The sequence below is a fragment of the Curtobacterium sp. MCJR17_055 genome (genome assembly GCF_003224335.1).
Taxonomy (GTDB): Bacteria; Actinomycetota; Actinomycetes; order Actinomycetales; family Microbacteriaceae; genus Curtobacterium.
Genome location: NZ_QKLF01000006.1, coordinates 52,190 through 76,080, shown reverse-complemented (window position 1 = coordinate 76,080; position 23,891 = coordinate 52,190). Strand labels below are relative to the sequence as shown.

The window sequence follows — 23,891 nt, the reverse complement described above, 5'->3', positions numbered from 1 at the left end:
GGTGCTGGTGAGTCGGGCCGTCGGTTCGGGGACTCAGGCGTTCTGCCAGACCCGGATCCAGTCGACGAGCATCTGCTGCGGGAACGCGGTCGTCGCGTCCGGCGCACCCGGCCACCCGCCGCCGACCGCGACGTTGAGGACCACGAAGAACGGCTTGTCGAACACCCACGGGTCCCCGTTCGTGTCCGCGGGCGTGATCGTCCGGTAGGTCGCACCGTCGACAGACCAGCTGATCGAGCCCGGTCGCCAGTCCACCGCGTAGACGTGGAAGGCGTCCGCGAAGGCACCGCTCGGCAGCGTCGCCGCCGTACCGATGCCCTCGGCCCCGGAGTACCCGGGTCCGTGCACGGTGCCGTGGATCGTCCCGGGCTCGCGTCCGATGTTCTCCATGACGTCGATCTCGCCGCACGCCGGCCACCCGACCTGCGGCAGATCGGTTCCGAGCATCCAGAACGCGGGCCAGATGCCCTGCCCGCGCGGGATCTTGATGCGGGCCTCGACCCGGCCGTACTGCACGGAGTACGTGCCCTGCGTCGTCAGGCGGGCGGACGTGTACGAGCCGTCGGCCTCGCGCCGCGCGGTGATCGCGAGGTTGCCGCTGCCGTCGAGTGCCGAGTTCCGCCGCGAGTCGGTGTAGACCTCGAGTTCCCCGTTGCCCCAGCCGCCGCCACCCAGGTCGTGGCGCCAGATGCCCGGGTTCGGGGCGCTGCCGGCCGGTCCGTCGAACTCGTCGGCGGCGAGGAGCGTCGGCGCCGTGGCCGCTCGGGCCGCCTCCGGCCGCAGTGTCGCGACGCCCGTCAGGCCGACCGCTGCGGCGGCGCCCAGGCCGAGCGTGAGCAGGCGGCGGCGGTCGATCGCGCCGTCGGCGCGGGACTGGTCGTCCTTCGTCATGGGTCCTCCGGCACGGTGTGCTGTCATCGGGCAGAGGAACAGTAGACGACACGTTCCGCCGGAACACCATGCCCCCGTCCGGGTCCCCCGCGCTGCGCGGCCAGACGGCGCGGTGACCGCAGGACGGACGGGAGGCCCGTGGCGGGTCGCGCCACGGGCCTCCCGGACGGCTCGGGGTGCGCCGATCAGGCGTGCCCGCCCGTGGCCTCGACCGTCTCCTCGAGCACCGCGGCCGGTGCGGACGTGCCGCCGGACCGGACGAAGACGGCGGCGAGGACCGCCACGACGACCGCGACCACACCGGCGACGACGAAGGCGGTGTGCATGCCCCCGAGGAACGCATCGCGGGCGGCCGCCGACGCCGCCGGACCGAGCCCGGTGGGCACGATGCCCTGGGCGAGCCCCTGCCGGTCAGCGCTCGCGAGTCCGAGCCCGGCGGTGCCCGAGAGCACCTCGGCGCTGACCACGGCGGAGAGCACCGAGGTGCCGAGCGCACCGCCGAGCTGCAGCGCGGTGGCCTGGAACCCGCCGGCGACCCCGGCGAGCTGCACCGGGGCGCTGCCGACGACGGCCTCGGCACCGGCCGTCATCGTGAAGCCAGCCCCGAGGGCGAAGACGACGAACGGGACCGCCATCCCGACGTACGCGGAGTCCTGCGTGGTGCCGGTCAGGGCGAACAGCGCGACCCCGACCATGAGCAGACCGATGGTGAGCGTCCGGCGGATGCCGAGCCGCCCCACGAGTGCCGCGCCGATCGGCGACGCGATGATCGAGACGCCGCTCAGCGGGAGCTGCATGAGCCCCGCCTGCAGACCGGTCACCCCGCGCAGGTTGAGCATGTACAGGGACAGGAAGAACGTCACGCCGAGCATCGCGAAGAAGTTCGCGCCGACGGCCAGGCCACCGATCGAGAGCGTCGACGACCGGAACAGCGACATCGGCAGCAGCGGGTCGGTCACGCGCAGCTCGACCAGCACGAAGACCACGAGCAGCGCGGCACCACCGAGCAGCACCCCGAGCGTGAGCGGGCTCCCCCACCCCCACGACTCGGGCTGGACGACGGCCAGCACGATGCCGAACAGACCGAGCGCGAGCAGCACCACGCCGGCTACGTCGAAGCGTCCGCGGTGGGGAGCGGTGGACTCCCGCAGGACGAGCCCGCCGAACACCAGGCCGATCAGGGCGATCGGGGCGTTCACGAAGAAGACGGACTCCCAGCCGAGTGCGGCGACGAGGACGCCGGCGACGATCGGACCGGCCGCGATGGCCACCGAGGACGCACCGCCCCAGACACCGACGGCGACGCCGAACCGCTCCTTCGGGAAGGTCGCCCGCAGCAGCGCGAGGGTCTGCGGCATGAGCAGCGCGGCGCTGAGCCCCTGCACGGCACGGAAGACGATCACGCCCGTGGCGGTCCCCACGAGGCCGATCGCGACCGAGGCCAGCGCGAACGCGACGACCCCGATCAGGTACATGCGGCGGCGGCCGAACCGGTCCCCGAGCTTGCCGCCGAGGATGAGGAACACCGCCAGGGCGAGCAGGTAGGCGTTCGTGATCCACTGCAGCTGGGTGAAGGTGGTGCCGAGGTCGGCGGCGATCGCGGGGTTCGCGATCGACACGACGGTGGCGTCGAGGCCGACCATGAACAGGCCGAAGCAGACGGCGACGAGGGTGGCGATCGGGTTGCCGCGCAGGGTGCGGCGGGATCCGGGCATGGCTGTGCCCATGAGGGCTCCTTCGGACGACACGGACCGTGCTCCGGCGGTGGGACCGCACGACGAGAGGCACGAGGGGTGCGAACCGAAGGACGCGGGGTGGCACCGACAGGGAGCGGTACACGAGCCGACCGTCGTTCTCGCGTGACGGGCAGCCCCCTTGGTTCTGGCACCACGACGGTAGCAGACAGCACCGCGCCGCACGAACGGCCGCACACCGCTGGACTCGGGGCGCTGTGCTCAGGGCTCAGGGCCGGGGTGCCGCTCCGACCGCGGAGCGCTCGGGCTCGCGCTGCGCACACACCTCGGCCCACACGGTGTCGAGGGACAGGCCGAGCACGCCGGCGAGCGCCGCCACGGTCGGGAAGGACGGCGTCGCGATCCGTCCGGTCTCGACCTTCCGCAGCGTCTCCGGCGAGACACCGGCCTCGAGCGCGACCGCGAGCATCGACCGGGTGCCACGTGCGGACCGGAGCACGGCACCGAGGCGCCGCCCGCGTTCGAGGTCGACCGGGGAGAGCGGGAGACGGACCATGCGCCTACAGTAATACCGGTATGACAATCGGAACAGAAACGGCACCCGCATGATCGAGATCCTCACCCCGGCCGAGCTCCCCCGGGCCCGCGCCGCCGGCGCCCTGGTGGCCGACATCCTGCAGACCCTGCGGAGCCGCACCACGGTCGGCACGAACCTGCTCGACCTCGACCGGTGGGCGGCCGAGATGATCACCGCCGCCGGGGCCACGTCGTGCTACGTCGACTACGCCCCGTCGTTCGGGCGCGGCCCCTTCGGTCACCACATCTGCACCGCCGTGAACGACGCCGTCCTGCACGGTCTGCCGCACGACCGCGCCCTGGCCGACGGGGACCTGCTGACGCTCGACCTCGCCGTCGTGCACCAGGGCTACGCGGCCGACTCCGCGATCAGCTTCGTCGTCGGGACGAGCCGTCCGGAGGAGAGCGTCGCGCTCATCGAGACCACCGAGCGGGCCCTGGCCGCCGGGATCGCGGCCGCCCGCCCGGGCGCACGGCTCGGGGACCTGTCACACGCGATCGGGTCCGTCCTCACCGAGGCCGGCTACTCGATCAACCTCGACTTCGGCGGGCACGGCATCGGCTCGACCATGCACCAGGACCCGCACGTGGCGAACGACGGCCGGCCGGGTCGCGGGTACACGCTGCGTCCGGGCCTCCTCCTCGCTCTCGAGCCGTGGGTGATGGTCGACACCGACGAGCTCGTCACCGACGCCGACGGGTGGACGCTCCGCAGCGCGACCGGCTGCCGGACCGCCCACAGCGAGCACACCATCGCGATCACCGAGGACGGGGCCGAGGTCCTCACCCTGCCCTCCGGCCCGGTCGCCGGGTAGCCCGGTCGCCGGATGGCCCGGTCGCCGGGTAGCCCGGTCGCCGGACAGCCCGGTCGCCGGACAGCCCGGTCGCCGGATAGCCTCGACGCGTCGGGCGGTCGAGGGGGCCGTCGACACGAGGGGGACACCGATGCGAACCACCACCATGCCCGTCGCCGCGGCCGCAGCCGTCCTGGCACTGACCCTGGCGGGCTGCTCCGGCGGCGGGGACGACACCACCGGCGGTGCCGGAGCCCGGACATCGGCGCCCGCCCCGAGCGCCCCGGTGACGAGCGCGGCGCCCACGCCGTCGGCGTCGTCGACGGGCGGTCGCGCGTCCGCCCACACCGAGGCCGAGCTGACCGGCGTGTTCCAGCGCATCCAGTTCAGGCCCGCCGAGTTCACCACGACGGACGCGATGCTCGACTCCGTCTACCCGGGCCTGACGGTCTCCGATGCCAGCTGCCTCGCCCCGTTCGGCGTCGGGTGGGACGCCTCGGACGACGCCGGGACCGTGGTGTTCGGCACGAGCAACGACCGGTCGATGACCGCCGTCGTCGCCAGCACCGGGGAGACCGCTGCCGCGACGGACCTGGTCGAGGACGCTCGCAGTGCTCTGACCCGGTGCGCGGACGGCTCGGCGTTGTTCTCGATGCAGGGCAAGCCGATCGAGACCACCGTCGAGACGGCGGAGCCGTCCCTGACCGGTACCGACGAGGCGATCAGCTGGCGCGTGCGCGGCACCGTCGGCGGCAACGCGTTCACGCTCGTCGGCCACACCGCCAGGGTCGGCGGTGACGTCGTCGCGCTGGTCGGGTGGGACCCGACGTCGAACACGACGAACGTCCCGCTCGCGACGCAGATGTTCGTCGACGCGCTGTAGCCGGGTCGACGCATCGCCGCCGGGGATCCCGACGGTGACACGGCCGGCGGCGGGCGCTACATTGTTGAACAATCCCGACAGGAGGTCCGCGTGCCCACGATCGACCTGAACAGCGACCTCGGCGAGGGCTTCGGCGCCTGGACCGCGGGCGACGACGACGCGATGCTCGACGTGGTGTCCAGCGCGAACATCGCCTGCGGGGCCCACGCCGGCGACCCGACGATCATGCTCGACACGTGCCGGGCCGCCGCCGAGCGCGGGGTGGCCGTCGGAGCACACGTGGCGTACCGGGACCTGCTCGGCTTCGGCCGCCGCCCCGTCGCGGTCACCCCGGACGAGCTGTACGCCGAGGTCGTGCACCAGCTCGGCGCGCTCATCATGGCCGCCCGGGTCGCCGGGACCGCCGTCACGTACGTCAAGCCGCACGGCGCGCTATACAACACCGCCTGCGCCGACCCGGTGCAGGCCGAGACGGTCGTCCGCGCGGTCGCCGACGTCGACCCGTCCCTGTCGGTCCTCGCCCTCCCCGGCTCGGAGCTGGTGCTCGCCGCAGAACGCCACGGGCTCCGCGCGGTGCGCGAGGCCTTCGCCGACCGCGCCTACGAGCCGGACGGGTCGCTCGTGTCCCGCAGCCGCCCGGGGTCGGTGCTGCACGACCCGGACGAGGTCGCGGCCCGCGTGCTCCGCATGGTCACCGAGGGTGTCGCGACCGCGGTCGACGGCTCCGAGGTCCGCGTGGCGGCGGACTCCATCTGCGTGCACGGTGACTCTCCCGACGCCGTCGCGATGGCGCGGGCGATCCGGACGCTCCTGACGGAACAGGGCGTCGGCATCACGGCGTTCTCGACCGCCGCCGCGGCATGACGCCCGACGTCCGGGTCGCCGGGGCGACGGCGCTGCTGGCGACGTTCGACACCCTCACCGACGTCGTGGCGTTCCGAGCCGGCCTCACCGCGTCCGCGCTGCCCGGGGTCACCGAGGTGGTCTCCGGTGCGCGGACCCTCCTCCTCCGTTTCGACCCGACCGCCACCGACGCGGGACGACTCCGCGCGCTCCTGTCGGACGTCGAGCCGGTGCGCCCCTCGGACGACCGCGCGGACCGCGACCCGGTCGTGGTCCCGGTCACCTACGACGGCGCCGACCTCGACGCCGTCGGCGCGCTCACCGGCATGACCCGTGGGGAACTCGTGGCCTGGCACACCGGGCAGGTCTGGACGAGTGCCTTCTGCGGCTTCGCCCCCGGCTTCAGCTACCTGACCGGCACCGCACCGTCGCTCGACCTGCCCCGCCGCGACACCTCGCGCACCGCCGTCCCGAGCGGCGCCGTCGCCCTGGCCGGCGAGTTCAGCGCCGTCTACCCGCGGACCTCCCCCGGCGGCTGGCAGCTCATCGGCCGGACCGAGGTGCCGATGTGGTCGCTCGACCGCACCCCGCCGGCGCTCGCACCGGCCGGCGTCCGGTTGCGGTTCGTCGACGCGGCGGCACGGTCGTGAGTGCCCTGACCGTCGTGCAGGTCGGTTACGGCGTGACGACACAGGACCTCGGCCGTCCCGGACTGAGCGACATGGGGTTGGGTGCGGCCGGCCCCGCGGACCGGGGGTCGGCCGCACTGGCGAACCGGATGGTGGGCAACCGTCCGCACGCTGCCGTCCTGGAGGCCCTCCTCGGCTCCGTCGCGCTCCGCACCGACGCGCACGTGGTCGCCGCCGTCACCGGGGCACCGTGTCCGGTGTCGATCGAACGCGCGGACGGACGAGTGCGCGGTGCGGCCGCCTACGAGGTGCTCCTCCTCGAGCCCGGCGACACCCTGCGGGTCGGGCTGCCGGAGGACCGACTCCGCGCGTACGTCGCCGTCCGCGGAGGCATCGCGGTCGAGCCGGTGCTCGACAGTCGGTCGTGGGACTCGCTCGCGCAGCTCGGTCCCGCACCGCTGTCGGCCGGGGACGTCCTGCCGGTCGGGCCCGCCGTGCGCGGTGCCACGGCGACCACGGACGGTAGGGCGACGGCCGGGGACGGGCTCGGCGTCGGCCCCTGGCCGGTGGTCGACGCGGTACCGCCGCCGCTCCTGCCCCGGCCCGGCGACCCCGTGGTGCTCGACGTCGTGCCCGGTCCCCGTGACGACTGGTTCACACCGGCCTGGCGGGCCACCCTGACCGGCCAGGACTTCCACGTCACCCCGGACAGCGACCGGGTCGGGGTCCGCACCACCGCAGACGCCTCCCTCGTGCGTGCGGTCACCCGCGAGCTCCCCAGCGAGGGCGTCGAGACCGGCTCGCTGCAGGTCCCGCCGGCCGGCTTCCCCGTGCTGTTCCTCGCCGACCACCCGGTCACCGGCGGTTACCCGGTCGTGGCGGTCCTGACGCCGGAGTCCGTCGACCGTGCGGCGCAGCTCCGCCCCGGTGACACGCTGCACTTCCGCATCGCCCGCTGACGCAGCGCACCCGGAACAACTCCCCGCCGGTCGTGGTTGCCGTCACGGGGCGCCGTCAGCGGACGGGGTCCGACGACGAAAGGTGCACACCATGACGATGACGGTCTTCCTCGAGGTCCAGATCCGGAACGACGTCGCAGCGGACACGGTCGAGGCCGCGATCCGGGAGACCCTCGCGCAGACCGCAGCCCGGCAGGGCAACGAGTCGCTCGAGGTCCTGGTCGACGACGAGGACCCGACGCGCATGGTCGTGCTGGAGCGCTGGGCCACCGCCGAGGACCACGACGCCTACGTCGCCTGGCGCGCCACCCCCGAGGGCGCGGCGGAGGCGCTCGGCGCAGTGCTCGCCGCCCCGCCGGTCACGAAGACCTTCGGTCAGACCATCCCGTTGCGCTGACACTCGTCGCGGTGCGGCAGGATCAGCGGGCTGCGTGCTCCCGGGCCTCCATGGCGTCCCACGCGAAGCTCGCCAACCAGTGCGTGGAGTAGTACTCCTCGCCGACGCTCGCGGCGAGCCCCGAGGCGAGCAGCCGGTCGGCCGCGCCGTCCAGCAGGGCCGTGAGGTCGGCGTCCTCGGCGTCGGCGGAGCGCAGGGCGTCGGCGATGCGCCGTGCCGATCCGGCCCGGGACAGGTCGAGGCCGAAGAGGTGCACCTGCTGCGGGTCGTTCTCGTCGCGGACGGTGGTCGGGGTCAGGATCGCGTCACCGGCGGAGACCTCGGAGAAGAACGCCCGCGCCCAGGTCTCGAACTCGGACGCCGGCAACACCGAACGCATGAGGTCTGCCTCGGCCAACCCGGCGGACAGGAAGTCGTGCCCGCTGCGCTCCCACGCGAACGGCCACCCGGCGTCGGCGCCGAACCACTCGCGGGCGGTGCGCTCGACCGTGGCGACGAGCTCGGTCCGGCCGAGCGACCGGGCACCCTCGAGCACGAGCAGCAGCCCGAACGCGGAGTTCGAGTGGACGCCGTGCCGGACCGGGTGCGCAGCGCCCTCGACCCAGCGGGTGACCAGGTCCTCGAGCACCTCGACCACGGGCGCGAAGCCCGGCGCGAGTGCGCGGACCGCCGGCACCTCGGAGGCGGCGACCTCGGCGGCGAGCCGCATCAGCCACGCCCAGCCGTAGGGCCGTTCGTAGTGCGGCGTGGCGCGGAGGTACGCGGCCTCGGTCGCGAGGTGGTCGGCGGAGAGGTGCGCCTGCAGGACGGAGGTGATCCGGGCCTCCAGGTCGGCGGGCACGCCGTACGCGACCAGACGCGTCGCGAGCCAGTGCATGTGCACGGACGAGTGCCAGTCGTACGACGTGGCGAAGGCGGGGTGCAGCTCGACGGGGAGCGCGCGGTCCTCCGGACCCGACGTCGTGTGGTGCGCGGCGTACGGGTACTCGCGCGTGGTGTTGTCGAGGGCGACGGCGGCGAAGCCGGCGGCCCAGGCGGCGCGGGCCAGGTCCGGTGCGGACGACGGCGTACCGTCGGCGGGGTCAGAATGCGACAAGGTACATCACTCCCATGTTGACGACGAGCAGGATCCCGGCGGTCGGGAGCTGCGCCTTGATCGGCCCGTACTTGTCCCGCATCTCGAGCAGGGCGGCGGGCACGAGGTTGAAGTTGGCGGCCATCGGGGTGACCAGGGTCCCGCAGAAGCCGGCGAGCATGCCGATCGCGAAGATCGCGGCGGGGTTGCCGTCGAAGCCCTGCACCAGGACCGGCCAGCCGATCGCGGCGGTCATGATCGGGAACGCCGCGAAGGCGTTGCCCATGATGACGGTGAACAGGGCCATGCCGAGGCAGTAGACGACGACCGCGGCGAACAGGGACCCGTCCGGCAGGACCGCCTTGATGATCGTGCCGACCGCCGTGCCGACGCCGGCCTGGGTGAACACGATGCCGAGTGTCGAGAGCATCTGCGGCAGGAGCGCCGCCCAGCCGATCGCCTGCAGCAGCCGTGCGCCCTCGCGGACCGGGGTGTCGAGCCGCGGCGGACGGAGCACGAACACCGCGACGACCACGGCGAGCACCGAGCCGATGCCGAGCCCGGTCAGGGTGGCGCTCCCCTCGGCCAGGAGCGGCTCCCCTCCGATCCGGACGAGCGGGCCGAGGGTGGCGACGAGGACCGCCACGACCGGGATCACCAGCGCCGGGATGAAGAGCTTGTTCCCGTACCGCTGCGCGAACGCGGCGCGCTCGTCCGGGCTCGTCGTCGCGAGGACGCTCGTGCTCGAGCTCGGGCGGGTGGTGACGGCGGTCGGCTCGGCCGGGCCGGTCGCGGAGCCCACCCCGGCGCCGGGGACACTCGCGACGCGGGTGCGGCTCGTCGTGCCGGTGAAGCCGAGGCCGGCGAGCGCCACCATCACGAGGACGGCGATCCCGAGCACCCAGGCGGGGATCACCCCGGACACGACGAAGGTGCCGGCGAAGAACGACAGCCCGAGGATGCCCCAGAAGGCGGCGTTCCCGAGGCGCTTGGCGTGGGAGCGGTCCGTGACGATGAACACGGAGACGGCGATGAAGAACGCGCCGATGAGCCAGTAGAGCCATTCGCTGGTGATCATGCCGCGACCCCCTCGGTCTGGCGGACGTCGGCCGCCATCTTGTCGAGCTTCCGGTCGAGCAGGAGCAGGCGGATGCCGTGCACGATGAGCGCCGCGATGCCGGTGGGGATCGCCCACAGCGCCAGGTCGATCGGTTCGAGCGCGAGACCGTACGTGGTGTCGACGAAGGTCGTGATGAGCAGGATCGACCCGACCGCGACGAAGACGTCCTCGCCGAAGAACACCCCGACGGTGTCGGAGGACGCCGAGAAGCCCTTGATCTTCTCGCGCATCCGCTCGTCGATGCGGCCGTACTTCTTGGTCGCCGCGCCCTCCGCCATCGGGTGCACGAGCGGGCGGACGGTCTGCGCCGGCCCGCCGATGCTCGTCAGGCCGACCGCGGCGGTGACCTGCCGGACCGCCAGGTACCCGGCGAGGATGCGGCCCGTCGTGAGCTTGTCGAGCTTCGCGATGAGCCGCTTCGCCTGGTCCTGGAGTCCGTAACGCTCGATGAGACCGATGACGGGCAGCACGAGCGCGAACGTCGTGACGCTCCGGCTCGACGCGAACCCGTTGCCGAACGCGGTGAGGATGCCGACGGGGTCGATCCCGCCGATGGCTGCCGTGACGATGCCCGCCACGGTGACCACGAGCAGCGCGTTGATGCGCAACGCGAAGCCGATGATCACGACGGCGACGCCGATGAGGACGAACATGCGGGCCAGTCTGGCGTGCATTGTTGAACAATCTCAAGACCCGGCCGGATCTGTAACACGCCGGTCACACGAGTGCTCTGCGAGGATCGGGGCATGACACGGACGGTCAGCGGAGCAGAGTCCACCGCGGCACGGCTGCGGTCCTCGATCGCGGACGGCGCGTTCATGCCGGGCACGCAGCTGTCCGAGGAGCGCCTGAGCGACCAGTTCGGCGTCTCGCGGAACACCCTGCGCGAGGCGTTCCGGCTGCTCGCGCGCGACCGGCTCGTCGAGCACGTCTTCAACCGCGGGGTGTTCGTGCGCCGCCTGTCCGTGGCGGACGTCACGGACCTCTACGCGGCCCGGCGCGTCCTCGAGGAGGCGGGCATCCGCGCCTGCACCCCGGAGTCCCCCGCCCTGGCCGCGGCTGCGTCCGCGGTGTCCGACGCGCGGTCGGCGGCCGCCGCCGGTGACTGGCGCGCGGTCGGCACGGCGGACATCCGGTTCCACTCCGAGCTCGTGCGGGCCGTGCCGAGCGAGCGGCTGCACGTGCTCATGGACGCTCTGCTCGCCGAGATGCGCCTGGCGTTCCTCACCACCGACGACCCGGCGGCGTTCCACGCGGACTTCGTCGACCGGAACGAGGCGATCGTCGCGGCGCTGCGGGCCGGCGACCGGGACGGCGCGGCAGCGCTCCTGGCCGACTACCTCGACGACGCGGAGGCGACGCTGCGGTCTGCCGCCAGCGCGGGCTGACGGCTGGGAGGCACGACCCCCCCCTCGTGCGCGCGCCCGCGGTCGAGCAGGACGCCGGCCACGGCCGCGTCCGGCGCTGCACGCCGACGGCGTCACGGCCACCGCCCGCGTGCCCGCTCAGGGCTTCGCCGCCTCCGCCGGGGCTCCGGGTTCGTCGTCGCCCGTCGTCAGGTCCGACCGCGTGTCGGCGTGGATGACGGTGTCGTGGCCGAACGTGCGGGCAGCGGCGCGCAGTCGGGCCACGAACTCGTCGTTCTCGAGCTCGAGCTCGTCCTCCTCCGCGTCGGCGACGACGACCTCGCTGGACGGGCCGATGAGGATCTTCGTCGTCGTCATGGTGCCGTCCTCGGCGACCGACGGCACCGCCACGGTGTCGGCCCGGTCACCGCCGGAGAGCGCCGCGGCGTACTCGATCACGGCGTCGGCGACGTCGTCGCTCGTGAGGATCACGGTGTTGTCGTAGTGGATGGTCTTCATCGGGAGCCCCTTTCGCTAGACCATCAAAGCCCCCGCTCGCCGGGAACCCACCAGGCGGGCCGGGCGGGCGCGCGTCCTGCGGACACTCCGGCGTCGCCGCACCGCACCCGCCGACGGACGCAGCCGTGCGACGACCGGGACCGTTCACCGTAGGGCCTTGCGCAGCTCCAGTTCCTCGCCGTACGGCGGCAGGGGGTAGGGCACGAGTCGGCCGGTGGGGACGAACCCACGACGACGGTAGAAGGCGATGGCGCGCGGGTTGTCCTCGTGCACGTGCAGGAGGATCCGGTCGCCCCGGCCCCGCGCCCAGTCCTCCACCGCGTCCAGGAGCGCGTCCGTCACGCCGGACTCGCGCCCCCGGTGCTCGGGGTCGACGAAGACGCCGACCAGGAGCGGGTCGCCGCCGTCGAGTCGACCGCCCATGATGCCCGCCCACCCGCCGGTCGTCACGTCCTCCGCGACGAACCAGGGCGTGTCGGCCTCGGCACCGCTGCCGGCGCGCCGACGCCACTCGTCCTCGCCGAGCTGCCGTGCGTGCTCCAGGGTCTCGAGGAACGCGAGCGGGGTGTCCGCGAGCATCCGCAGGCGCAGGTCGCGGAACACGGGCCAGTCCTCGGGGCCGGTGCGGCGGATCACGATGTGGTCGGGCAGTGGCATCCGGTGGTCCTCCCGGTCCGGTGTCGTCAGGGTCCCGCTGCCGTCAGGCGCCGCCGCCCCGCAGCCAGGCGAGGACGGCGAGCACCCGCCGGTGCGCGTCGGGTGTCGGTTCGAGGTCGAGCTTGGTGAAGATCGAGCTGATGTGCTTCTCGACGGACGCGACCGCGATGCGCAGCCGGTGCGCGACCGCCTGGTTGGTCTGTCCCTCGGCGATGAGCCGGAGGACGTCGCGTTCCCTCGGGGTGAGGCGCTCGACCGGGTCGGTCCGGCGGGTGATGAGGCGCTGGACGATCTGCGGGTCGAGGACCAGACCGCCGCGGGCGACCCGGGCGACGTCGTCCCGGAGGTCGTCGATCGACGAGATCCGGTCCTTCAACAGGTACCCGACGTGGTGTTCGCCGGTCGCGAGGAGCTCTCGTGCGTAGTCGAGTTCCGCGTACTGACTGAGCAGCAGCACAGCCACCTCGGGGTGCTCGGTCCGGATCCGGATCGCCGCGCGGAGACCCTCGTCCCGGAACGTGGGCGGCATCCGCACGTCGAGCACGGCGACGTCCGGTCGCACGGTCGCGAGCTCAGCGAGCAGGCCGCCGGCGTCCCCGTACGACCCGCCGATCGTGAACCCGGCCTCCTCGAGCAGGCGGATCGTGCCCTCCCGGAGCAGGACCGAGTCCTCGGCGAGGACGATGCGCAACGCGGCGGGGACTGCACCTGCTCCGAGGGTCACCCGGTCAGGGTACGACCTCCGGTCGCCGGTGCCTCGACGGGGACCGGGATGCGGACCCGCACCACGGTCGGTCCCCCGGGCGGGCTGATGACCGTGAACACGCCCTGGAGACCCTCCACGCGGTCCCGGAGTCCGTCCAGCCCGTGTCCGGGGTCGAGTCGGGCGCCGCCGACCCCGTCGTCGCGGACCTCCAGTTCGAGGTCGCCGCCCGGGGCGGCCACCGCCCGGATCGTCGCGCTGCTCGCATGGGCGTGCTTCGTCACGTTCGTGAGCAGTTCCGACAGGATCGCGTAGGCACTCCGCTCGACGGCGGCGAGCCCGGCCCCGGCGGCGTCCAGCCGGACGTCCGCCGTCGTCGGCAGGACGCTGTCCTCGGCCAGGGCCTGGACGGCCGCCGCGAGACCGCGGTCCTGGAGGATCGGCGGTGCGAGTCCGCGGGAGAGGTTCCGGATCGTCTCGAGCACGACCTTCGACCGGTCCAACGACTCCTCGACGAGCCGCTCGGCGGCTGCGGTGTCGTCCGGGAACCGGCGGAGGGCGATGGCCAGGTCGTACTGCAGGCGGAGCAGCTGCTGCTGGGGGCCGTCGTGGATGTCCCGCTCGAGCCGGCGCAGCGAGGCGTCCTCGGCGAGGAGGGCGGCCCGACGTCCGGCCTCGGCGCGCTGCGCCCCACGGAGCAGCTGCACGTCCTGCCGCTCCCCGAGGAGGAGTCCGGCGAGCACCAGGTGCGGCACGACCAGGACGCGTGTGACGAACGGGAACGTCGCGGCGAGGACGAGTCCGGCGAGGACGACGACCACCGGCCGGAGCACCGTCCCGGTCCACTGCCCGGTCTCCCCGATGCCCGCGGCCACCCGCTCCAGCCAGATGTCGTCGGCCGGGGTGACGGCCCAGCTCCACGCCGGGTACGTGACGGCGCCCAGTGCGAGCGCGCCCCACGTCACCGTGGCCACCCACGTGGCGACCGACACCGGGAAGGTCGCGAGGGTGTGGACGGTCGCGGCCCAGTTCCTGGTGTCCGCGAGCGGCGCCACCAACCGCACCCCGGGGACGCCGGTCGGGAGGGTCGGACGGACCGTCCAGTCCGGAGCATCCGGGACCTCGCCGACCCTGCCCGCCCGGCGGCGGGCGAACACCCCGAGCAGGCGTCCGGTCCGCACGGTCACGGCCAGCACCGGGAGCCCCACCCACACGATCCCCAGCCCGATCCCCAGGCACAGCAGGGTCAGGACGACGACGAAGCCGACGAGGTCCACCGGGAGTGCCGTCAGGAGGTACCAGGTCCGCCCGGTCCAGCCGCGCCACTCGTCGACGTACCGTCGTCGTCTCTCCGTCACGGGCCTATCCTCGCGCTGCCAGGAGCGTCGCGGGGCCCTGACGCGTCGCGACCGCCGCCGCCACGAGCCCGGCCGCCCCCGTCAGGACGAGCCCGCCGCCGCTCGCCGCGACGACGAGGAGCCACGGCACGTGCAGCACCGCTGCTCCCGTGGCCTGGGCCGTCCCGGCGAGCACGGCCGCCGCGGTCATCGCGGTCGCGACGAGCGCCAGCCCGACCGCTGAACCGGCGACGAGGACGGTCTCGAGTGTCGCCGCGGCCAGGACCTGTCCGCGCGTCATCCCGCTCGCGCGGGCCACCGCGAAGGCCCGGCGTCGGCCGGAGGTCGCGATCGCGACGGCGTTGAGGACACCGATCACCGCGTAGAGCGCACCGACCGCCATCACGACGAGCAGGACGCGGGTGTTCTGGTCGAGCCCGGCGGCCCCGGCGTCCTCGGCCCAGGCGTCGGTCTCCGCCACCGTCCCGATGCGGGCGAGGGCGGCGGTGACGGCGTCGCGGTCCGCACCCTGGCGGAGGACGACGAACGTGGTCGCGGGACTGTCGGCCAGGACGTCCGCCGGCACCAGGCCCCGGGGGACGACGATCCCGACCTGCCCGGCGCTCCCGGCCGGTACGGGGACACCGAACCGGACCGCCCCGAGGGCACGGTCACCGATGGCCACGGTCCCGGCTCGTCCGAGACCGAGTCCGGTCGCACCGGGGCCGGGGGCCGCGGACCGACCGCCGAGGTCCTGCATCGCGGTACGCGCACCGGGGTGTGCCGCCGCGAACCCCTCGGGATCGACCACGAGGGCCTCCGTCGTGACGGCGAGCGGCGTCCCCGCGAGTTCCTCGGACATCCCCGGGACGGCCGACCCGGACGGCTGGACCCGCACGGGGACGGCCCACTCGGTGGACGCGGCCGCGACCCCGGGCACCGAAGCCGGGTCCGCGGTGAACGCGCCGGTCGTCTGCAGCACGAGGTCCGCGTCCGTGCCCCGCGCGATCTGGGCGGTCGCGGCGTCGGTGAAGGACAGCATCGCGATCGGCTGGCTCAGCACCAGGGCCAGCAGGACGACGAGCGGGGCGGCGGTGGAGGCCGAGCGGGTCCGGGCGTCGCGGAGTTCCGCGACGGCCAGCGACCCGACCGCCGAACGCGGACGCGGGAGGACGGCTGCCACGAGCGGCACGAGCACCGGGGCGGTCATCGTGATCGCGAGTGCGCCGGTGATGCCCGCTGACATCGCCATCGCCTGCGCGCCGGCGAGCCCGCCCACGGGTGCGAGGACGACCAGGGCGACCGTCACCACGGCGAGCACCAGCCCGCCGACCCATCGCGACCGCGTCATCGGTCGTGCGGCAGCGCAGGTCTCCCGCACCGCGTCGAGCGGGTCGATGCGCGCTGCTCGGCGCGCGGCGACGGCGACGCCCGCCGACGCCAGGCCGATCCCGACGGCGAGGGACGCGGGCACGACCCAGACCTGCCAGGACGGGGAGAAGCCGGACGGCACGAAGCCGGCGGCCACGAGCATGCGCGTCTCCACCGCCATCAGTGCGATGCCGGCCGGGATGCCGAGCACGGCCCCGGCGAGGCCGAGGACGACGGCCTCGCCACGGAGCATCCGTCGTACCTGCCCGACCTCGGCTCCGACGATGCGCAGCAGGGCGAGGTCCCGTCGCCGCTCGGTGACCGAGAAGGCGAAGGTCGACGCGATGATGAACACCGCGAGGAAGGCCGCGAACCCGAGGGTGACGGACACGACGGTGACCGCGACGATCCTGCTGCCGTCCGCCCGGGCCTGGGTGAGCGCATCGGCGCCGGCCGCCGGCTGCATGCCGAGCACGGACAGCAGGAGCAGCAGCGACGCCTGCACGAGCCCGACGCCGAGGGCGACGGTGACGATCGCGCCGACGTACGTCTGCCAGCGTTCCCGGAAGCCGCTCAGTGCGATGCGGTTCATCGTCCCGTCTCCAGGCTGACGAGGCGGTTCGCGATCGTGGCGGCGTCGGCGCCGGTGAGGGCGTCGACGAGCTGGCCGTCGCGGAGGAACACGGTGGAGTCGGCGGCGGCCGCGGCAGCCGGGTCGTGGGTGACCATGAGGATGGTCTGCCCGGCGTCGGTCATCTCGCGCATCATCGCCAGGACCACGCGGGCGGCGGTGGAGTCGAGCGCCCCGGTCGGCTCGTCGGCGAACAGGACCTCGGGTGCGGTGATCATCGCGCGGGCGATCGCGACGCGCTGTTGCTGCCCGCCGGAGAGCTCCCGTGGCCGGTGTCCCACCCGGTCGCCCAGCCCGACGCGGGCGAGGGCGTCGCGGATCATCTGCCGGGACGGGTGACCGCCCGCGAGCTCGAGCGGCAGCGCGACGTTCTGCTCCGCGGTCAGCGACGCGATGAGGTTGAACGCCTGGAAGACGAACCCGATGCGGTTGCGGCGCAGCAGCGTGCGCTCGTGGTCCGTGGCGTCGGTGATGTCCGTCCCGCCGAGGACGACGCGGCCGGAGTCGACCTGGTCGAGGCCGGCGGCGATCTGCAGGAGGGTCGACTTCCCGGAGCCAGAAGGACCCATGATCGCGGTCCAGGAGCCGGTGTGGAGTTCGAGGGTGACGTCGCGGAGCGCGGTCACGCTCGCGTCACCGGTGCCGTGGGTCCGGGTGACGCCGAGGAGCGCCAACGCGGTGTCGTGGTGGACGAGGGGCTGGGTGGGGGTGGTCGTTGTCATGCCTCGATCACAGCCGTCCCGACGCCTCCGGAACAGCGTGCGGACCCGGCCGTGACCCCCTGGCCAGCCAGGGGGTCACGCAGCCAGCCGCGCCTCCGACCGGTGCCTAGGCTGGCATCGTGACCCCGCCCCGCACGTTGCCCGTCCGCACCGCTGCGAGGACCCCGTGAGCGCGCGCGACCGACTCGCGGCGGCCGTCGCCCCGAGCGCGGCGCCGCTCGTCACCGGGATGCCCACGGCACCGTCACCGCGACGTGCCGCCGTGCTCATGCTGTTCGGCGTGCTCGACGAGGTGCCGAGTGAGCGCCCGGCCCGGGCCGGTGACGTCGCACGGGACCTGGACGTGCTCCTGCTCGCGCGCGCCGCGACCCTGCGGTCCCACGCGGGCGAGGTCGCCTTCCCGGGCGGCCGTGTCGACCCCGGTGACGCCGACGCGGTGGCGGCAGCGCTCCGGGAGGCCCGTGAGGAGACCGGCCTGGACGTCACGGGCGTCGACGTGCTCGGGACCGCGGCTCCGGTGCCGCTGGCGTTCTCACGGCACCTGGTGACGCCGGTGCTCGGGTGGTGGCGAGCGCCGTCACCGGTGCGGGTGGTGGACGAGGCGGAGTCGGCCGCGGTGTTCCGCGCACCGGTCGCCGACCTCCTCGACCCCGCGAACCGCGGGGTCACGGCCTTCCACCGCGACGGCCGGGAGTGGCGCAGCCCGGCCTTCACGGTCCACACCGCATCCGGCTCGCACGTCGTCTGGGGCTTCACCGCGACACTGCTCGACGGTCTGTTCGACCGGGTCGGGTGGACCGAGCCGTGGGACCACGACCGGGTGGTGGCCCTGCCGGGGCGATGAGTGCGTCGGGCCGTCGACCGCACGACGGACCGAGTCGGTCAGCGACGCCACTTGTCGAGGATGCCGGCCTTCGACCGCTGCTGCTCCCCCTGCTGCGCACCCATGACGAGGAGCACGGCGGTGAGGGCCGGGGTCGCCCACTGCAGGATCTTCTGCTGCCGCTGCGCCGCCTTGAGCGTGCCCGACGCGTCGGCGCTCGGCTCGGTGGCGCCCTCGGCGCCCTCGCGGGCGTGCTCGGCCATCTTCTTGCCGACCGAGGCCGACCAGAAGGTCGTGACGAGGGCCGCACCGGTCAGCACCAGCTTGATGCCCGTGTTCGTGCGGGCACCCTGCTGCACGCCGAGGCGGTCGCGGTTGGCGACGATGAGGCCGATGCCGCCGATGCCGTGCACCGCGAGCGCGGCGAGCTGCACCGGTGCCCACTTGCCCCAGCCGACGCTCGACAGGGTGAGGCGCTCGACGGGGTCCTTCGCGCCGGCGGCGGCACCGTTCAGCCCGGTGGCACCCATGAGGTTGCCGCCGAACCAGGCGGCGAGGCCGAGGTCGTGCATGCTGCGGATGAGGGTGTTGTTCTCAGACATGGGAGTCGCTTCCTGGTCGGTGGCGCTGGCGCGGCGAGGCGGTCGGCCGCGCGGGGGCGGGCAGCAGCGCGAGGCCGTGCCCGCGGCGGGGTCCGGCTGCAGATCGCGTTCCGGGTCGCTCCGTCGTGTGTCCCCGACGGTACGCGTCGGCGGTCCGGTGTCGGCTCAGGTCCGCGGCGTGCGTGGCCGGGTCACGACGGACGGGAGGCACGGTGCCCGCCCGCCACCGTGCCTCCCGTCCTGATGCTGCAGCCGGTCAGGCGCCGTGTGCCGCTTCGGCGACGGGCTGCCACTCGCGCCACGTCGCGAGGCGCGACTCGTAGTCACGCTCCGCGATACCGAGCGGAGCCTTGCCGAAGAACACCCGGAGCGGGGGCTGCTCGGCGTCGACGACCTTCAGGATCGCGGCCCGCGTGGCCTCCGGCTTGCCCGGGTCGGCCGCCGAGGGGCGCTTCGCCGCGGCTTCGCGGACCTCAGCGTAGGCCGGGTTCTCCTCGCTGTGCTTCGACGACGGGCCGGACCAGTCGGTGGAGAACCCGCCGGGCTCGATGAGGGTGACGGAGATGCCGAAGCCCGCGACCTCCTGGGCGAGCGACTGCGACAGGCCCTCGAGTGCCCACTTCGACGCGTGGTAGGCGCCGACCGTCGGGAACGCGCTGATGCCGCCGATGCTCGACACCTGGATGACGTGCCCGGAGCCCTGCTCGCGCATGATCGGCAGTGCCGCCTGGGTGACCCACACGGCGCCGAACAGGTTGGTCTCGAGCTGGGCGCGGAGCTCGTCCTCGCTGAGTTCCTCGACCATGCCGAAGTGGCCGAAGCCGGCGTTGTTGACGACGACGTCGAGCGACCCGAAGTGCTCCGCGGCACGGGCGATGGCATCGCGGTCGGCGTCCCGGTCGGTCACGTCGAGCCGGAGCGCGAGGAACGTGTCCGGGTACTGGTCGACGAGGTCCTGCACGTCGTCGAGGTTGCGCGCCGTGCCGGTGACGGAGTCGCCGCGTTCGAGTGCTGCTTCCGCCCACTCGCGGCCGAAGCCCTTGGATGCTCCGGTGATGAACCAGGTCTTGCTCATGTGTCCTCCAGTCGTGTGACCGGGCCAGTCAACGCCGTGGCCGATCGGTGCGCGTCGATGTCCGGATCCGGGTGCAGTGTGCGCGGCGTCAGATCGACGCCTCGGTGCCGTGTCGCTTCCCGACGACCACGTCGACGATCCCCGCGACCAGCGCCACCGCGACGAACCCGAGCGACACCGCGAGGCCGAGCGGCAGGCCCTGCGCGTAGTCGCCGCGCGAACTCGCGAGCGTGGAGTAGAACACGCTGCCGACCGCTGCGATGCCGATCGCGGAGCCGACGCGGGCACCGACCTGGATCAGCCCGCCCGCCGATCCGCCCTGCTCGACCGGCACCTCGGAGAGCGTGAGGGTCTGGTTCGGCGAGATGGTGAGCCCGGACCCGATGCCGGCGACGAGCAGCGGCAGGACGAGCCACCATCCCAGGTCCGACTCGAAGTGGTTCGCGACCACCCAGACGACCGCACCGAGCCCGATGAGGACGAGGATCGTCCCGATGACGATGAGCTGCCGACCGAAGCGGTGCACGACGCGGCCGCCGACGGTCGACGCGATGCCCGAGCCGATGGCGAACGGGATCGACGCCAGTCCGGCCATCAGCGCGGAGTAGTGCAGGCCGGACTGCAGTGCGAGCGTCAGGACGAAGAACAGCGGGGTGAAGCCGGCGAAGTACACCGTCGCCAGACCGACGCCGAGCGAGAACGACCGGCGGCCGAACAGCCGCAGGTCGACCACGGGCTCCTTCGTCCGCCCGTAGTGCCGCTCCCACAGGACGAACAGCACGCCGAACACGACGGCGACGACGATGAGCCACCACTTCGCGTTCCCCTTCCACTCCTGCGACTGCACGAACGGCAGCAGCAGGGCGACCACGGCGGCACCGAGGAGCACGATGCCGACGGGGTCGAAGTCGTGCTTCTTCCCCCGCTCGTCCCCGTTCGGTGCGGGCAGGTACCGGAAGGCCAGGAGGATCGTGACGAGTCCGACGGGCAGGTTCACGAAGAAGACGAACCGCCAGCCGTTCTCGGTGCCGAAGGCCGTGATGAGCAGACCGCCGATGAGCGGACCGATCGCGGTCGCGATGCCGACGGTGGCGCCGAAGAGGCCGAACGCGGTGCCGCGCTCCTTGCCGCGGAACAGCTGCTGGATGAGCGCGGTGACCTGCGGCGTGAGCAGGCCGCCGGCCAGGCCCTGCAGCAGACGGGCGACGACCAGGACGATGCCGTTCGGTGCGAAGCCGCAGAGGGCGCTCGCCAGGGTGAACAGGCCGACCCCGATCACGAACATCCGACGTCGGCCGGTGGCGTCACCGAGTCGTCCACCGGGCACGAGCAGCAGCCCGAAGGACAGCGCGTACCCGGACAGGATCCACTGGACCGCCTCGGGCGTGGTGCCGGGCAGCCCCGTTGAGATGGACTGCAGCGCGACGTTGACGATCGAGACGTCGAGCAGGACGATGCCCCCGCCGAGCAGGCAGATGACGAGCGCCTTCCAGCGGTTCGGGTCCGGCTGGTCGCCGGAGCTGCGGTCGTCGGTCTGCGCGGGCTTCGACGCATCGGCGGGCGCAGCGTGGTGCGCCGTGTGGTGGGCGACGGACGGAGCCGCATCGGGCTCGGCGGGTCTGCGGTGTTCGGCTGTCATGACGCCCTCACGGTAGGCGCGTCACGGTGCGGGGTCCGCAGGGAGGACGTTTCCTGTCCACACCCCGGCGCTGTCACAGCCGTCCGTGAACGAGCGCTCAGCCCCACCGGTGTGACGACGGGCGGGACGCGCCCCCCAATGGCCGCTTCCCGCCCGTCGTCGGTCAGTCGCAGACGGTCTGCGGCAGCTGCGACTCGTCCCCTATCCGGATGCCGACCACGGTCTCCCCATCGATGCCCGTCTCGAAGGTGATCGTCCCGCTGGCGCTGGACGCCTGCCAGACGGACCACTGACCGGAGGCTGCCGGGTTCGCCGGGCGGAGGTCGTGGTACTCGGATCGGAGTTGTGTGAGCGTCGCACCGCGGCCGAAACCCCCCGCGGTCCTCGGGCCGGGCCGTGACGGGTCGGGGAGATCGGCCGTCGGGTCGGCGCCGATGACCCGGACCATGCGGACGACGTTCCCGAGATCCGAGAGGACCTCGATCTTCGTTCCGTCATCCCAGGTCCAGACACCCTGACCCGGAGCAGGGCACGCGTCGTCCACCGGCGGCCGGACGGAACCGGAGCCGAGGTCGTCGACCTCATCGTCGAACTGCCCGCCGAGGGCGACCGGTCCGACCTCGTTCGCCGAGATGGTCCACGTCGACGGGTCGTCCAGCACGAATGCGCCCCTCGTCGGCGTCGGCGTCGGTGTCGGTGTCGGGACGGGAACCGGGACCTCCTGGACCGGTGCCGCTGCTGGGGTGCTCGGTACGGCCGGCGCTGTGGGGCTCGGCGTGGAGGTGGGTGCGGGCTCGGCGAAGGGCTGCGGGATCATCCCGAGGGCGACAGCCCCGCTCGTGGCGCCGAGGCCGAGCAGCGCGATCACGCCGATCGCGATGCCGGCACGTCGGCCGCGACGGCGCGGTGCGGGGCGACGGTCCTCGGCGCGGTCGAGGACGGTCTGCTTCATCGAGACGAGCATCCGCTGCAGGTCGTCTCCGGTGGGGGGCTCAGTGTTCATCGTGCATCACCGCCTTCTTCAGTCGTGCGCGCGAGCGGGAGACCCGCTGGGTGACCGCCCCGACGCTGAGGCCGAGGATCTGCGCGGCCTCAGCGTAGGAGTGGCCCTCGAGCAGGCACAGCTCGCAGATGCGTCGGTCGGTGGGTGCCAGTGCTGCGATCTCGTCGCGGACCCAGCGCAGGCGTTCGCGGGCCTCGTCGGCATCCGGATGTGCCGCGAGCTCCTCGGGGAGCTCGTCCCCGCGGTTCTTCGCCGAGCGTCGGGCCTGGTTGCGGGCGTGGTTGCGGCACACCACGAGCAGCCACGGCAGCAGCGCACTCGTGGCCAGGTCGAGCCCGGCAGCCTTCTGCCAGAGCGTGAGGAAGGTGTCCTGCACGAGTTCCTCGACGTCCTGTCGGCTGTCGGCCAGCGCCCACGCGTAGCGCGTCAGGGTCGGCGCGAACCGGTCGAACGCGTCGGCCAGCGCCGTCCGGTCCCCGTCCGCGAGCCGACGAGCCAGTGCTGCGTCGGCTTCGGTGTCGTCATCCACTGATGCCCCCTCTCACCTGGAAGTGTCCGGGACGGCGCGATCCTGACGAGCAGTTCCGAGCTCCGGCGTGTCGGTGCCGTCACGGTGGTGCTGCCGAGGTTGCTGTTCGGTCTCGTTCCGGCGGACCGCGGCCGATCCGCGGGCGCTGCACCGCAGAGTGAAGTGCATGGACACCTGGGACATCGGCGACACCGTCGGACTCATCGGCCGGAGCTTCCTCTGGATGGCCGCGGTGACCGTCCCTGTCGGCACGGCGGCCGTCCCCGCGATCGTCGCCGTCACCAGTGGCACCGCTCCCGACGCTCTCTCATGGGTGTGGTGGAGCCTCCTGTTCGTCGTCGTCACCGACGCGCTGGCTCTCCTCGGCGCCGTCCTGTCCGCGCCGTTCACGCATCTGCTCGGCTGGGCACTGCAGCGGGTGCGCTCCCGCGCGGTCCACACGGCAGCACACGCGGCACTGGCCGGCGTGCTCGGCGCGGTGACGTCGTCGCTCGCCATGGCGTGGTGGATGTCGGGCGCCGACCCGTCGCTCTCCCTCGGCATCGCGATCGCTGCCGGAGCCGCTGCAGCGATCGCGACGTGGCGTCGGATCGGACCGCGTCGGGACCGGTCCGTCGACGACGACACCGATGTCCTCGCCGACGCGCACGCGGTGGTGGTCGGCCGATGACGACACGTGCGGACACGCATCGGAGGCAACCCGACGTCGGCGCGCTGATCGCGATCCTCCTGGTCATCGCCTGGTGTGCCGTCCTCGTCACCACCGGCGCGCTCGGCCCGCAGCGCGACACCCCGCCCTCCCTGTTCGACCAGGCCGGCGGGCAGCTGTCGACAGCGGCGGCCGGCGCCAGCGCGACCCTGCAGGCCTTCGTGTTGATCGGCTCGCTGCCCGTCTCCGTCGTCGCACTGTGGATCTCGGTGCGGTCGCTGCGGAGGTGGAGGCAGCCGGTGACGGCCGTCGTCGCGACCACCGTCTCGAGCCTCGCGACCCTGGTCGGCATCGGTCTCGCGTGGATCGGGTTCGAGACGTTCGTCTTCTCCTCGTGACGCTGTCCGGCGCCGAGCCCGCCCCG

At 73.3% G+C, this 23,891-nt stretch carries 27 protein-coding genes; 10 read left to right on the top strand and 17 right to left on the bottom strand.

Features of this window, described 5'->3' with window-relative positions; genetic code table 11:
• Positions 1–33 precede the first annotated feature (33 nt).
• From DEJ16_RS14065 to DEJ16_RS14055, 3 genes are all read right to left on the bottom strand, one after another.
• The gene (locus DEJ16_RS14065) at positions 34–891 is read right to left on the bottom strand and encodes a glycoside hydrolase family 16 protein (protein WP_110825892.1); all 858 of its coding nucleotides are present in this window, start codon (positions 889–891) and stop codon (positions 34–36) included.
• 185 nt (positions 892–1,076) lie between these two features.
• Entirely contained in the window at positions 1,077–2,618 is a 1,542-nt protein-coding gene (locus DEJ16_RS14060; protein WP_110825891.1) for an MFS transporter, read from the bottom strand.
• Positions 2,619–2,853: 235 nt separating this feature from the next.
• A complete protein-coding gene (locus DEJ16_RS14055) occupies positions 2,854–3,141 on the bottom strand; it encodes a helix-turn-helix domain-containing protein (protein WP_110825890.1) in 288 nt (95 codons plus the stop codon).
• A gap of 49 nt (positions 3,142–3,190) precedes the next feature.
• Between DEJ16_RS14055 and map the strand changes: the two genes are divergently transcribed.
• The 6 genes from map (at position 3,191) to DEJ16_RS14025 (ending at position 7,666) form a co-directional block, all read left to right on the top strand.
• A complete protein-coding gene (gene map / locus DEJ16_RS14050) occupies positions 3,191–3,976 on the top strand; it encodes a type I methionyl aminopeptidase (protein WP_110825889.1) in 786 nt (261 codons plus the stop codon).
• A gap of 130 nt (positions 3,977–4,106) precedes the next feature.
• Positions 4,107–4,838 (top strand): hypothetical protein, encoded by a 732-nt coding sequence (locus DEJ16_RS14045; protein ID WP_146232897.1) that lies wholly within the window; start codon positions 4,107–4,109, stop codon positions 4,836–4,838.
• A gap of 90 nt (positions 4,839–4,928) precedes the next feature.
• Entirely contained in the window at positions 4,929–5,702 is a 774-nt protein-coding gene (locus tag DEJ16_RS14040) for a LamB/YcsF family protein (protein ID WP_110825887.1), read from the top strand.
• A complete protein-coding gene (locus tag DEJ16_RS14035) occupies positions 5,699–6,331 on the top strand; it encodes an allophanate hydrolase subunit 1 (protein ID WP_110825886.1) in 633 nt (210 codons plus the stop codon). Before DEJ16_RS14040 ends, DEJ16_RS14035 begins: the two co-directional genes overlap by 4 nt.
• Positions 6,328–7,269, top strand: a complete 942-nt coding sequence (locus DEJ16_RS14030; protein ID WP_110825885.1) for a biotin-dependent carboxyltransferase family protein — start codon at positions 6,328–6,330, stop codon at positions 7,267–7,269. Before DEJ16_RS14035 ends, DEJ16_RS14030 begins: the two co-directional genes overlap by 4 nt.
• 91 nt (positions 7,270–7,360) lie before the next feature.
• Positions 7,361–7,666 (top strand): putative quinol monooxygenase, encoded by a 306-nt coding sequence (locus DEJ16_RS14025; RefSeq protein WP_110825884.1) that lies wholly within the window; start codon positions 7,361–7,363, stop codon positions 7,664–7,666.
• Between the two features lie 22 nt (positions 7,667–7,688).
• Here the strand turns inward: DEJ16_RS14025 and DEJ16_RS14020 are convergent, their stop codons facing one another.
• Genes DEJ16_RS14020 through DEJ16_RS14010 form a run of 3 tightly spaced genes read right to left on the bottom strand, consistent with a single transcriptional unit; the run spans position 7,689 to position 10,514 of the window.
• Positions 7,689–8,762: a DUF2891 domain-containing protein gene (locus tag DEJ16_RS14020; RefSeq protein WP_258365998.1), complete on the bottom strand. Its 1,074-nt coding sequence runs from the start codon at positions 8,760–8,762 to the stop codon at positions 7,689–7,691.
• Positions 8,749–9,819, bottom strand: a complete 1,071-nt coding sequence (locus DEJ16_RS14015; RefSeq protein ID WP_110825883.1) for a DUF979 domain-containing protein — start codon at positions 9,817–9,819, stop codon at positions 8,749–8,751. The genes DEJ16_RS14020 and DEJ16_RS14015 overlap by 14 nt, the downstream gene beginning before the upstream one ends.
• The gene (locus tag DEJ16_RS14010) at positions 9,816–10,514 is read right to left on the bottom strand and encodes a DUF969 domain-containing protein (protein WP_110825882.1); all 699 of its coding nucleotides are present in this window, start codon (positions 10,512–10,514) and stop codon (positions 9,816–9,818) included. Before DEJ16_RS14010 ends, DEJ16_RS14015 begins: the two co-directional genes overlap by 4 nt.
• 93 nt (positions 10,515–10,607) lie before the next feature.
• Between DEJ16_RS14010 and DEJ16_RS14005 the strand changes: the two genes are divergently transcribed.
• On the top strand, positions 10,608–11,249 hold the full coding sequence (locus tag DEJ16_RS14005) for a GntR family transcriptional regulator (protein WP_110825881.1): 642 nt from the start codon (positions 10,608–10,610) through the stop codon (positions 11,247–11,249).
• Positions 11,250–11,366: 117 nt separating this feature from the next.
• Here DEJ16_RS14005 and DEJ16_RS14000 read toward each other — a convergent pair whose 3' ends face one another.
• The 6 genes from DEJ16_RS14000 to DEJ16_RS13975 form a co-directional block, all read right to left on the bottom strand.
• Positions 11,367–11,726 carry a hypothetical protein gene (locus DEJ16_RS14000; RefSeq protein WP_110825880.1) on the bottom strand — a complete coding sequence of 120 codons (360 nt, stop codon included), beginning with the start codon at positions 11,724–11,726 and terminating at the stop codon, positions 11,367–11,369.
• A 144-nt stretch (positions 11,727–11,870) separates the two neighbouring features.
• Positions 11,871–12,383 carry a GNAT family N-acetyltransferase gene (locus DEJ16_RS13995; RefSeq protein WP_110825879.1) on the bottom strand — a complete coding sequence of 171 codons (513 nt, stop codon included), beginning with the start codon at positions 12,381–12,383 and terminating at the stop codon, positions 11,871–11,873.
• 43 nt (positions 12,384–12,426) lie between these two features.
• A complete protein-coding gene (locus DEJ16_RS13990; RefSeq protein WP_258365997.1) occupies positions 12,427–13,107 on the bottom strand; it encodes a response regulator transcription factor in 681 nt (226 codons plus the stop codon).
• Positions 13,104–14,444 carry a sensor histidine kinase gene (locus DEJ16_RS13985; RefSeq protein ID WP_110825878.1) on the bottom strand — a complete coding sequence of 447 codons (1,341 nt, stop codon included), beginning with the start codon at positions 14,442–14,444 and terminating at the stop codon, positions 13,104–13,106. Before DEJ16_RS13985 ends, DEJ16_RS13990 begins: the two co-directional genes overlap by 4 nt.
• A 4-nt stretch (positions 14,445–14,448) precedes the next feature.
• Positions 14,449–16,386 carry an ABC transporter permease gene (locus tag DEJ16_RS13980; RefSeq protein WP_110825877.1) on the bottom strand — a complete coding sequence of 646 codons (1,938 nt, stop codon included), beginning with the start codon at positions 16,384–16,386 and terminating at the stop codon, positions 14,449–14,451.
• Positions 16,383–17,147 carry an ABC transporter ATP-binding protein gene (locus tag DEJ16_RS13975; protein ID WP_110825876.1) on the bottom strand — a complete coding sequence of 255 codons (765 nt, stop codon included), beginning with the start codon at positions 17,145–17,147 and terminating at the stop codon, positions 16,383–16,385. The genes DEJ16_RS13980 and DEJ16_RS13975 overlap by 4 nt, the downstream gene beginning before the upstream one ends.
• Positions 17,148–17,376: 229 nt before the next feature.
• Between DEJ16_RS13975 and DEJ16_RS13970 the strand changes: the two genes are divergently transcribed.
• On the top strand, positions 17,377–17,991 hold the full coding sequence (locus DEJ16_RS13970; RefSeq protein WP_110826034.1) for a CoA pyrophosphatase: 615 nt from the start codon (positions 17,377–17,379) through the stop codon (positions 17,989–17,991).
• A gap of 38 nt (positions 17,992–18,029) precedes the next feature.
• Here DEJ16_RS13970 and DEJ16_RS13965 read toward each other — a convergent pair whose 3' ends face one another.
• The 5 genes from DEJ16_RS13965 to DEJ16_RS13945 all read right to left on the bottom strand — a co-directional run bounded on the left by DEJ16_RS13965 (position 18,030) and on the right by DEJ16_RS13945 (position 22,818).
• Positions 18,030–18,572 carry a hypothetical protein gene (locus DEJ16_RS13965; RefSeq protein ID WP_110825875.1) on the bottom strand — a complete coding sequence of 181 codons (543 nt, stop codon included), beginning with the start codon at positions 18,570–18,572 and terminating at the stop codon, positions 18,030–18,032.
• Positions 18,573–18,828: 256 nt separating this feature from the next.
• Positions 18,829–19,647, bottom strand: coding sequence for an SDR family oxidoreductase (locus tag DEJ16_RS13960; protein ID WP_110825874.1), 819 nt, complete (start codon positions 19,645–19,647; stop codon positions 18,829–18,831).
• Between the two features lie 88 nt (positions 19,648–19,735).
• A complete protein-coding gene (locus DEJ16_RS13955; protein ID WP_110825873.1) occupies positions 19,736–21,286 on the bottom strand; it encodes an MFS transporter in 1,551 nt (516 codons plus the stop codon).
• Between the two features lie 163 nt (positions 21,287–21,449).
• Entirely contained in the window at positions 21,450–22,289 is an 840-nt protein-coding gene (locus DEJ16_RS13950; protein ID WP_146232896.1) for a hypothetical protein, read from the bottom strand.
• A complete protein-coding gene (locus DEJ16_RS13945) occupies positions 22,279–22,818 on the bottom strand; it encodes an RNA polymerase sigma factor (RefSeq protein WP_110825871.1) in 540 nt (179 codons plus the stop codon). Before DEJ16_RS13945 ends, DEJ16_RS13950 begins: the two co-directional genes overlap by 11 nt.
• A 166-nt stretch (positions 22,819–22,984) precedes the next feature.
• Here DEJ16_RS13945 and DEJ16_RS13940 point away from each other — a divergent pair, with 166 nt between their 5' ends.
• Positions 22,985–23,488, top strand: a complete 504-nt coding sequence (locus tag DEJ16_RS13940) for a hypothetical protein (RefSeq protein ID WP_110825870.1) — start codon at positions 22,985–22,987, stop codon at positions 23,486–23,488.
• On the top strand, positions 23,485–23,865 hold the full coding sequence (locus DEJ16_RS13935) for a hypothetical protein (protein ID WP_110825869.1): 381 nt from the start codon (positions 23,485–23,487) through the stop codon (positions 23,863–23,865). The genes DEJ16_RS13940 and DEJ16_RS13935 overlap by 4 nt, the downstream gene beginning before the upstream one ends.
• Positions 23,866–23,891: the final 26 nt, after the last annotated feature.

Excerpts from the sequence above, each read along its gene's own strand:
- DEJ16_RS14005 (WP_110825881.1), top strand. The coding sequence starts at position 10,608 with ATGACACGGACGGTCAGCGGAGCAGAGTCCACCGCGGCACGGCTGCGG.
- DEJ16_RS14065 (WP_110825892.1), bottom strand. The coding sequence starts at position 891 with ATGACGAAGGACGACCAGTCCCGCGCCGACGGCGCGATCGACCGCCGC.
- DEJ16_RS14000 (WP_110825880.1), bottom strand. The coding sequence starts at position 11,726 with ATGAAGACCATCCACTACGACAACACCGTGATCCTCACGAGCGACGAC.
- DEJ16_RS13995 (WP_110825879.1), bottom strand. The coding sequence starts at position 12,383 with ATGCCACTGCCCGACCACATCGTGATCCGCCGCACCGGCCCCGAGGAC.
- map (WP_110825889.1), top strand. The coding sequence starts at position 3,191 with ATGATCGAGATCCTCACCCCGGCCGAGCTCCCCCGGGCCCGCGCCGCC.
- DEJ16_RS14015 (WP_110825883.1), bottom strand. The coding sequence starts at position 9,819 with ATGATCACCAGCGAATGGCTCTACTGGCTCATCGGCGCGTTCTTCATC.
- DEJ16_RS13935 (WP_110825869.1), top strand. The coding sequence starts at position 23,485 with ATGACGACACGTGCGGACACGCATCGGAGGCAACCCGACGTCGGCGCG.
- DEJ16_RS13965 (WP_110825875.1), bottom strand. The coding sequence starts at position 18,572 with ATGTCTGAGAACAACACCCTCATCCGCAGCATGCACGACCTCGGCCTC.
- DEJ16_RS13955 (WP_110825873.1), bottom strand. The coding sequence starts at position 21,286 with ATGACAGCCGAACACCGCAGACCCGCCGAGCCCGATGCGGCTCCGTCC.
- DEJ16_RS14060 (WP_110825891.1), bottom strand. The coding sequence starts at position 2,618 with ATGGGCACAGCCATGCCCGGATCCCGCCGCACCCTGCGCGGCAACCCG.
- DEJ16_RS14035 (WP_110825886.1), top strand. The coding sequence starts at position 5,699 with ATGACGCCCGACGTCCGGGTCGCCGGGGCGACGGCGCTGCTGGCGACG.
- DEJ16_RS13980 (WP_110825877.1), bottom strand. The coding sequence starts at position 16,386 with ATGAACCGCATCGCACTGAGCGGCTTCCGGGAACGCTGGCAGACGTAC.
- DEJ16_RS13960 (WP_110825874.1), bottom strand. The coding sequence starts at position 19,647 with ATGAGCAAGACCTGGTTCATCACCGGAGCATCCAAGGGCTTCGGCCGC.
- DEJ16_RS13975 (WP_110825876.1), bottom strand. The coding sequence starts at position 17,147 with ATGACAACGACCACCCCCACCCAGCCCCTCGTCCACCACGACACCGCG.
- DEJ16_RS14010 (WP_110825882.1), bottom strand. The coding sequence starts at position 10,514 with ATGTTCGTCCTCATCGGCGTCGCCGTCGTGATCATCGGCTTCGCGTTG.
- DEJ16_RS14025 (WP_110825884.1), top strand. The coding sequence starts at position 7,361 with ATGACGATGACGGTCTTCCTCGAGGTCCAGATCCGGAACGACGTCGCA.
- DEJ16_RS14055 (WP_110825890.1), bottom strand. The coding sequence starts at position 3,141 with ATGGTCCGTCTCCCGCTCTCCCCGGTCGACCTCGAACGCGGGCGGCGC.
- DEJ16_RS14045 (WP_146232897.1), top strand. The coding sequence starts at position 4,107 with ATGCGAACCACCACCATGCCCGTCGCCGCGGCCGCAGCCGTCCTGGCA.
- DEJ16_RS13940 (WP_110825870.1), top strand. The coding sequence starts at position 22,985 with ATGGACACCTGGGACATCGGCGACACCGTCGGACTCATCGGCCGGAGC.
- DEJ16_RS13950 (WP_146232896.1), bottom strand. The coding sequence starts at position 22,289 with ATGAACACTGAGCCCCCCACCGGAGACGACCTGCAGCGGATGCTCGTC.
- DEJ16_RS13970 (WP_110826034.1), top strand. The coding sequence starts at position 17,377 with ATGCCCACGGCACCGTCACCGCGACGTGCCGCCGTGCTCATGCTGTTC.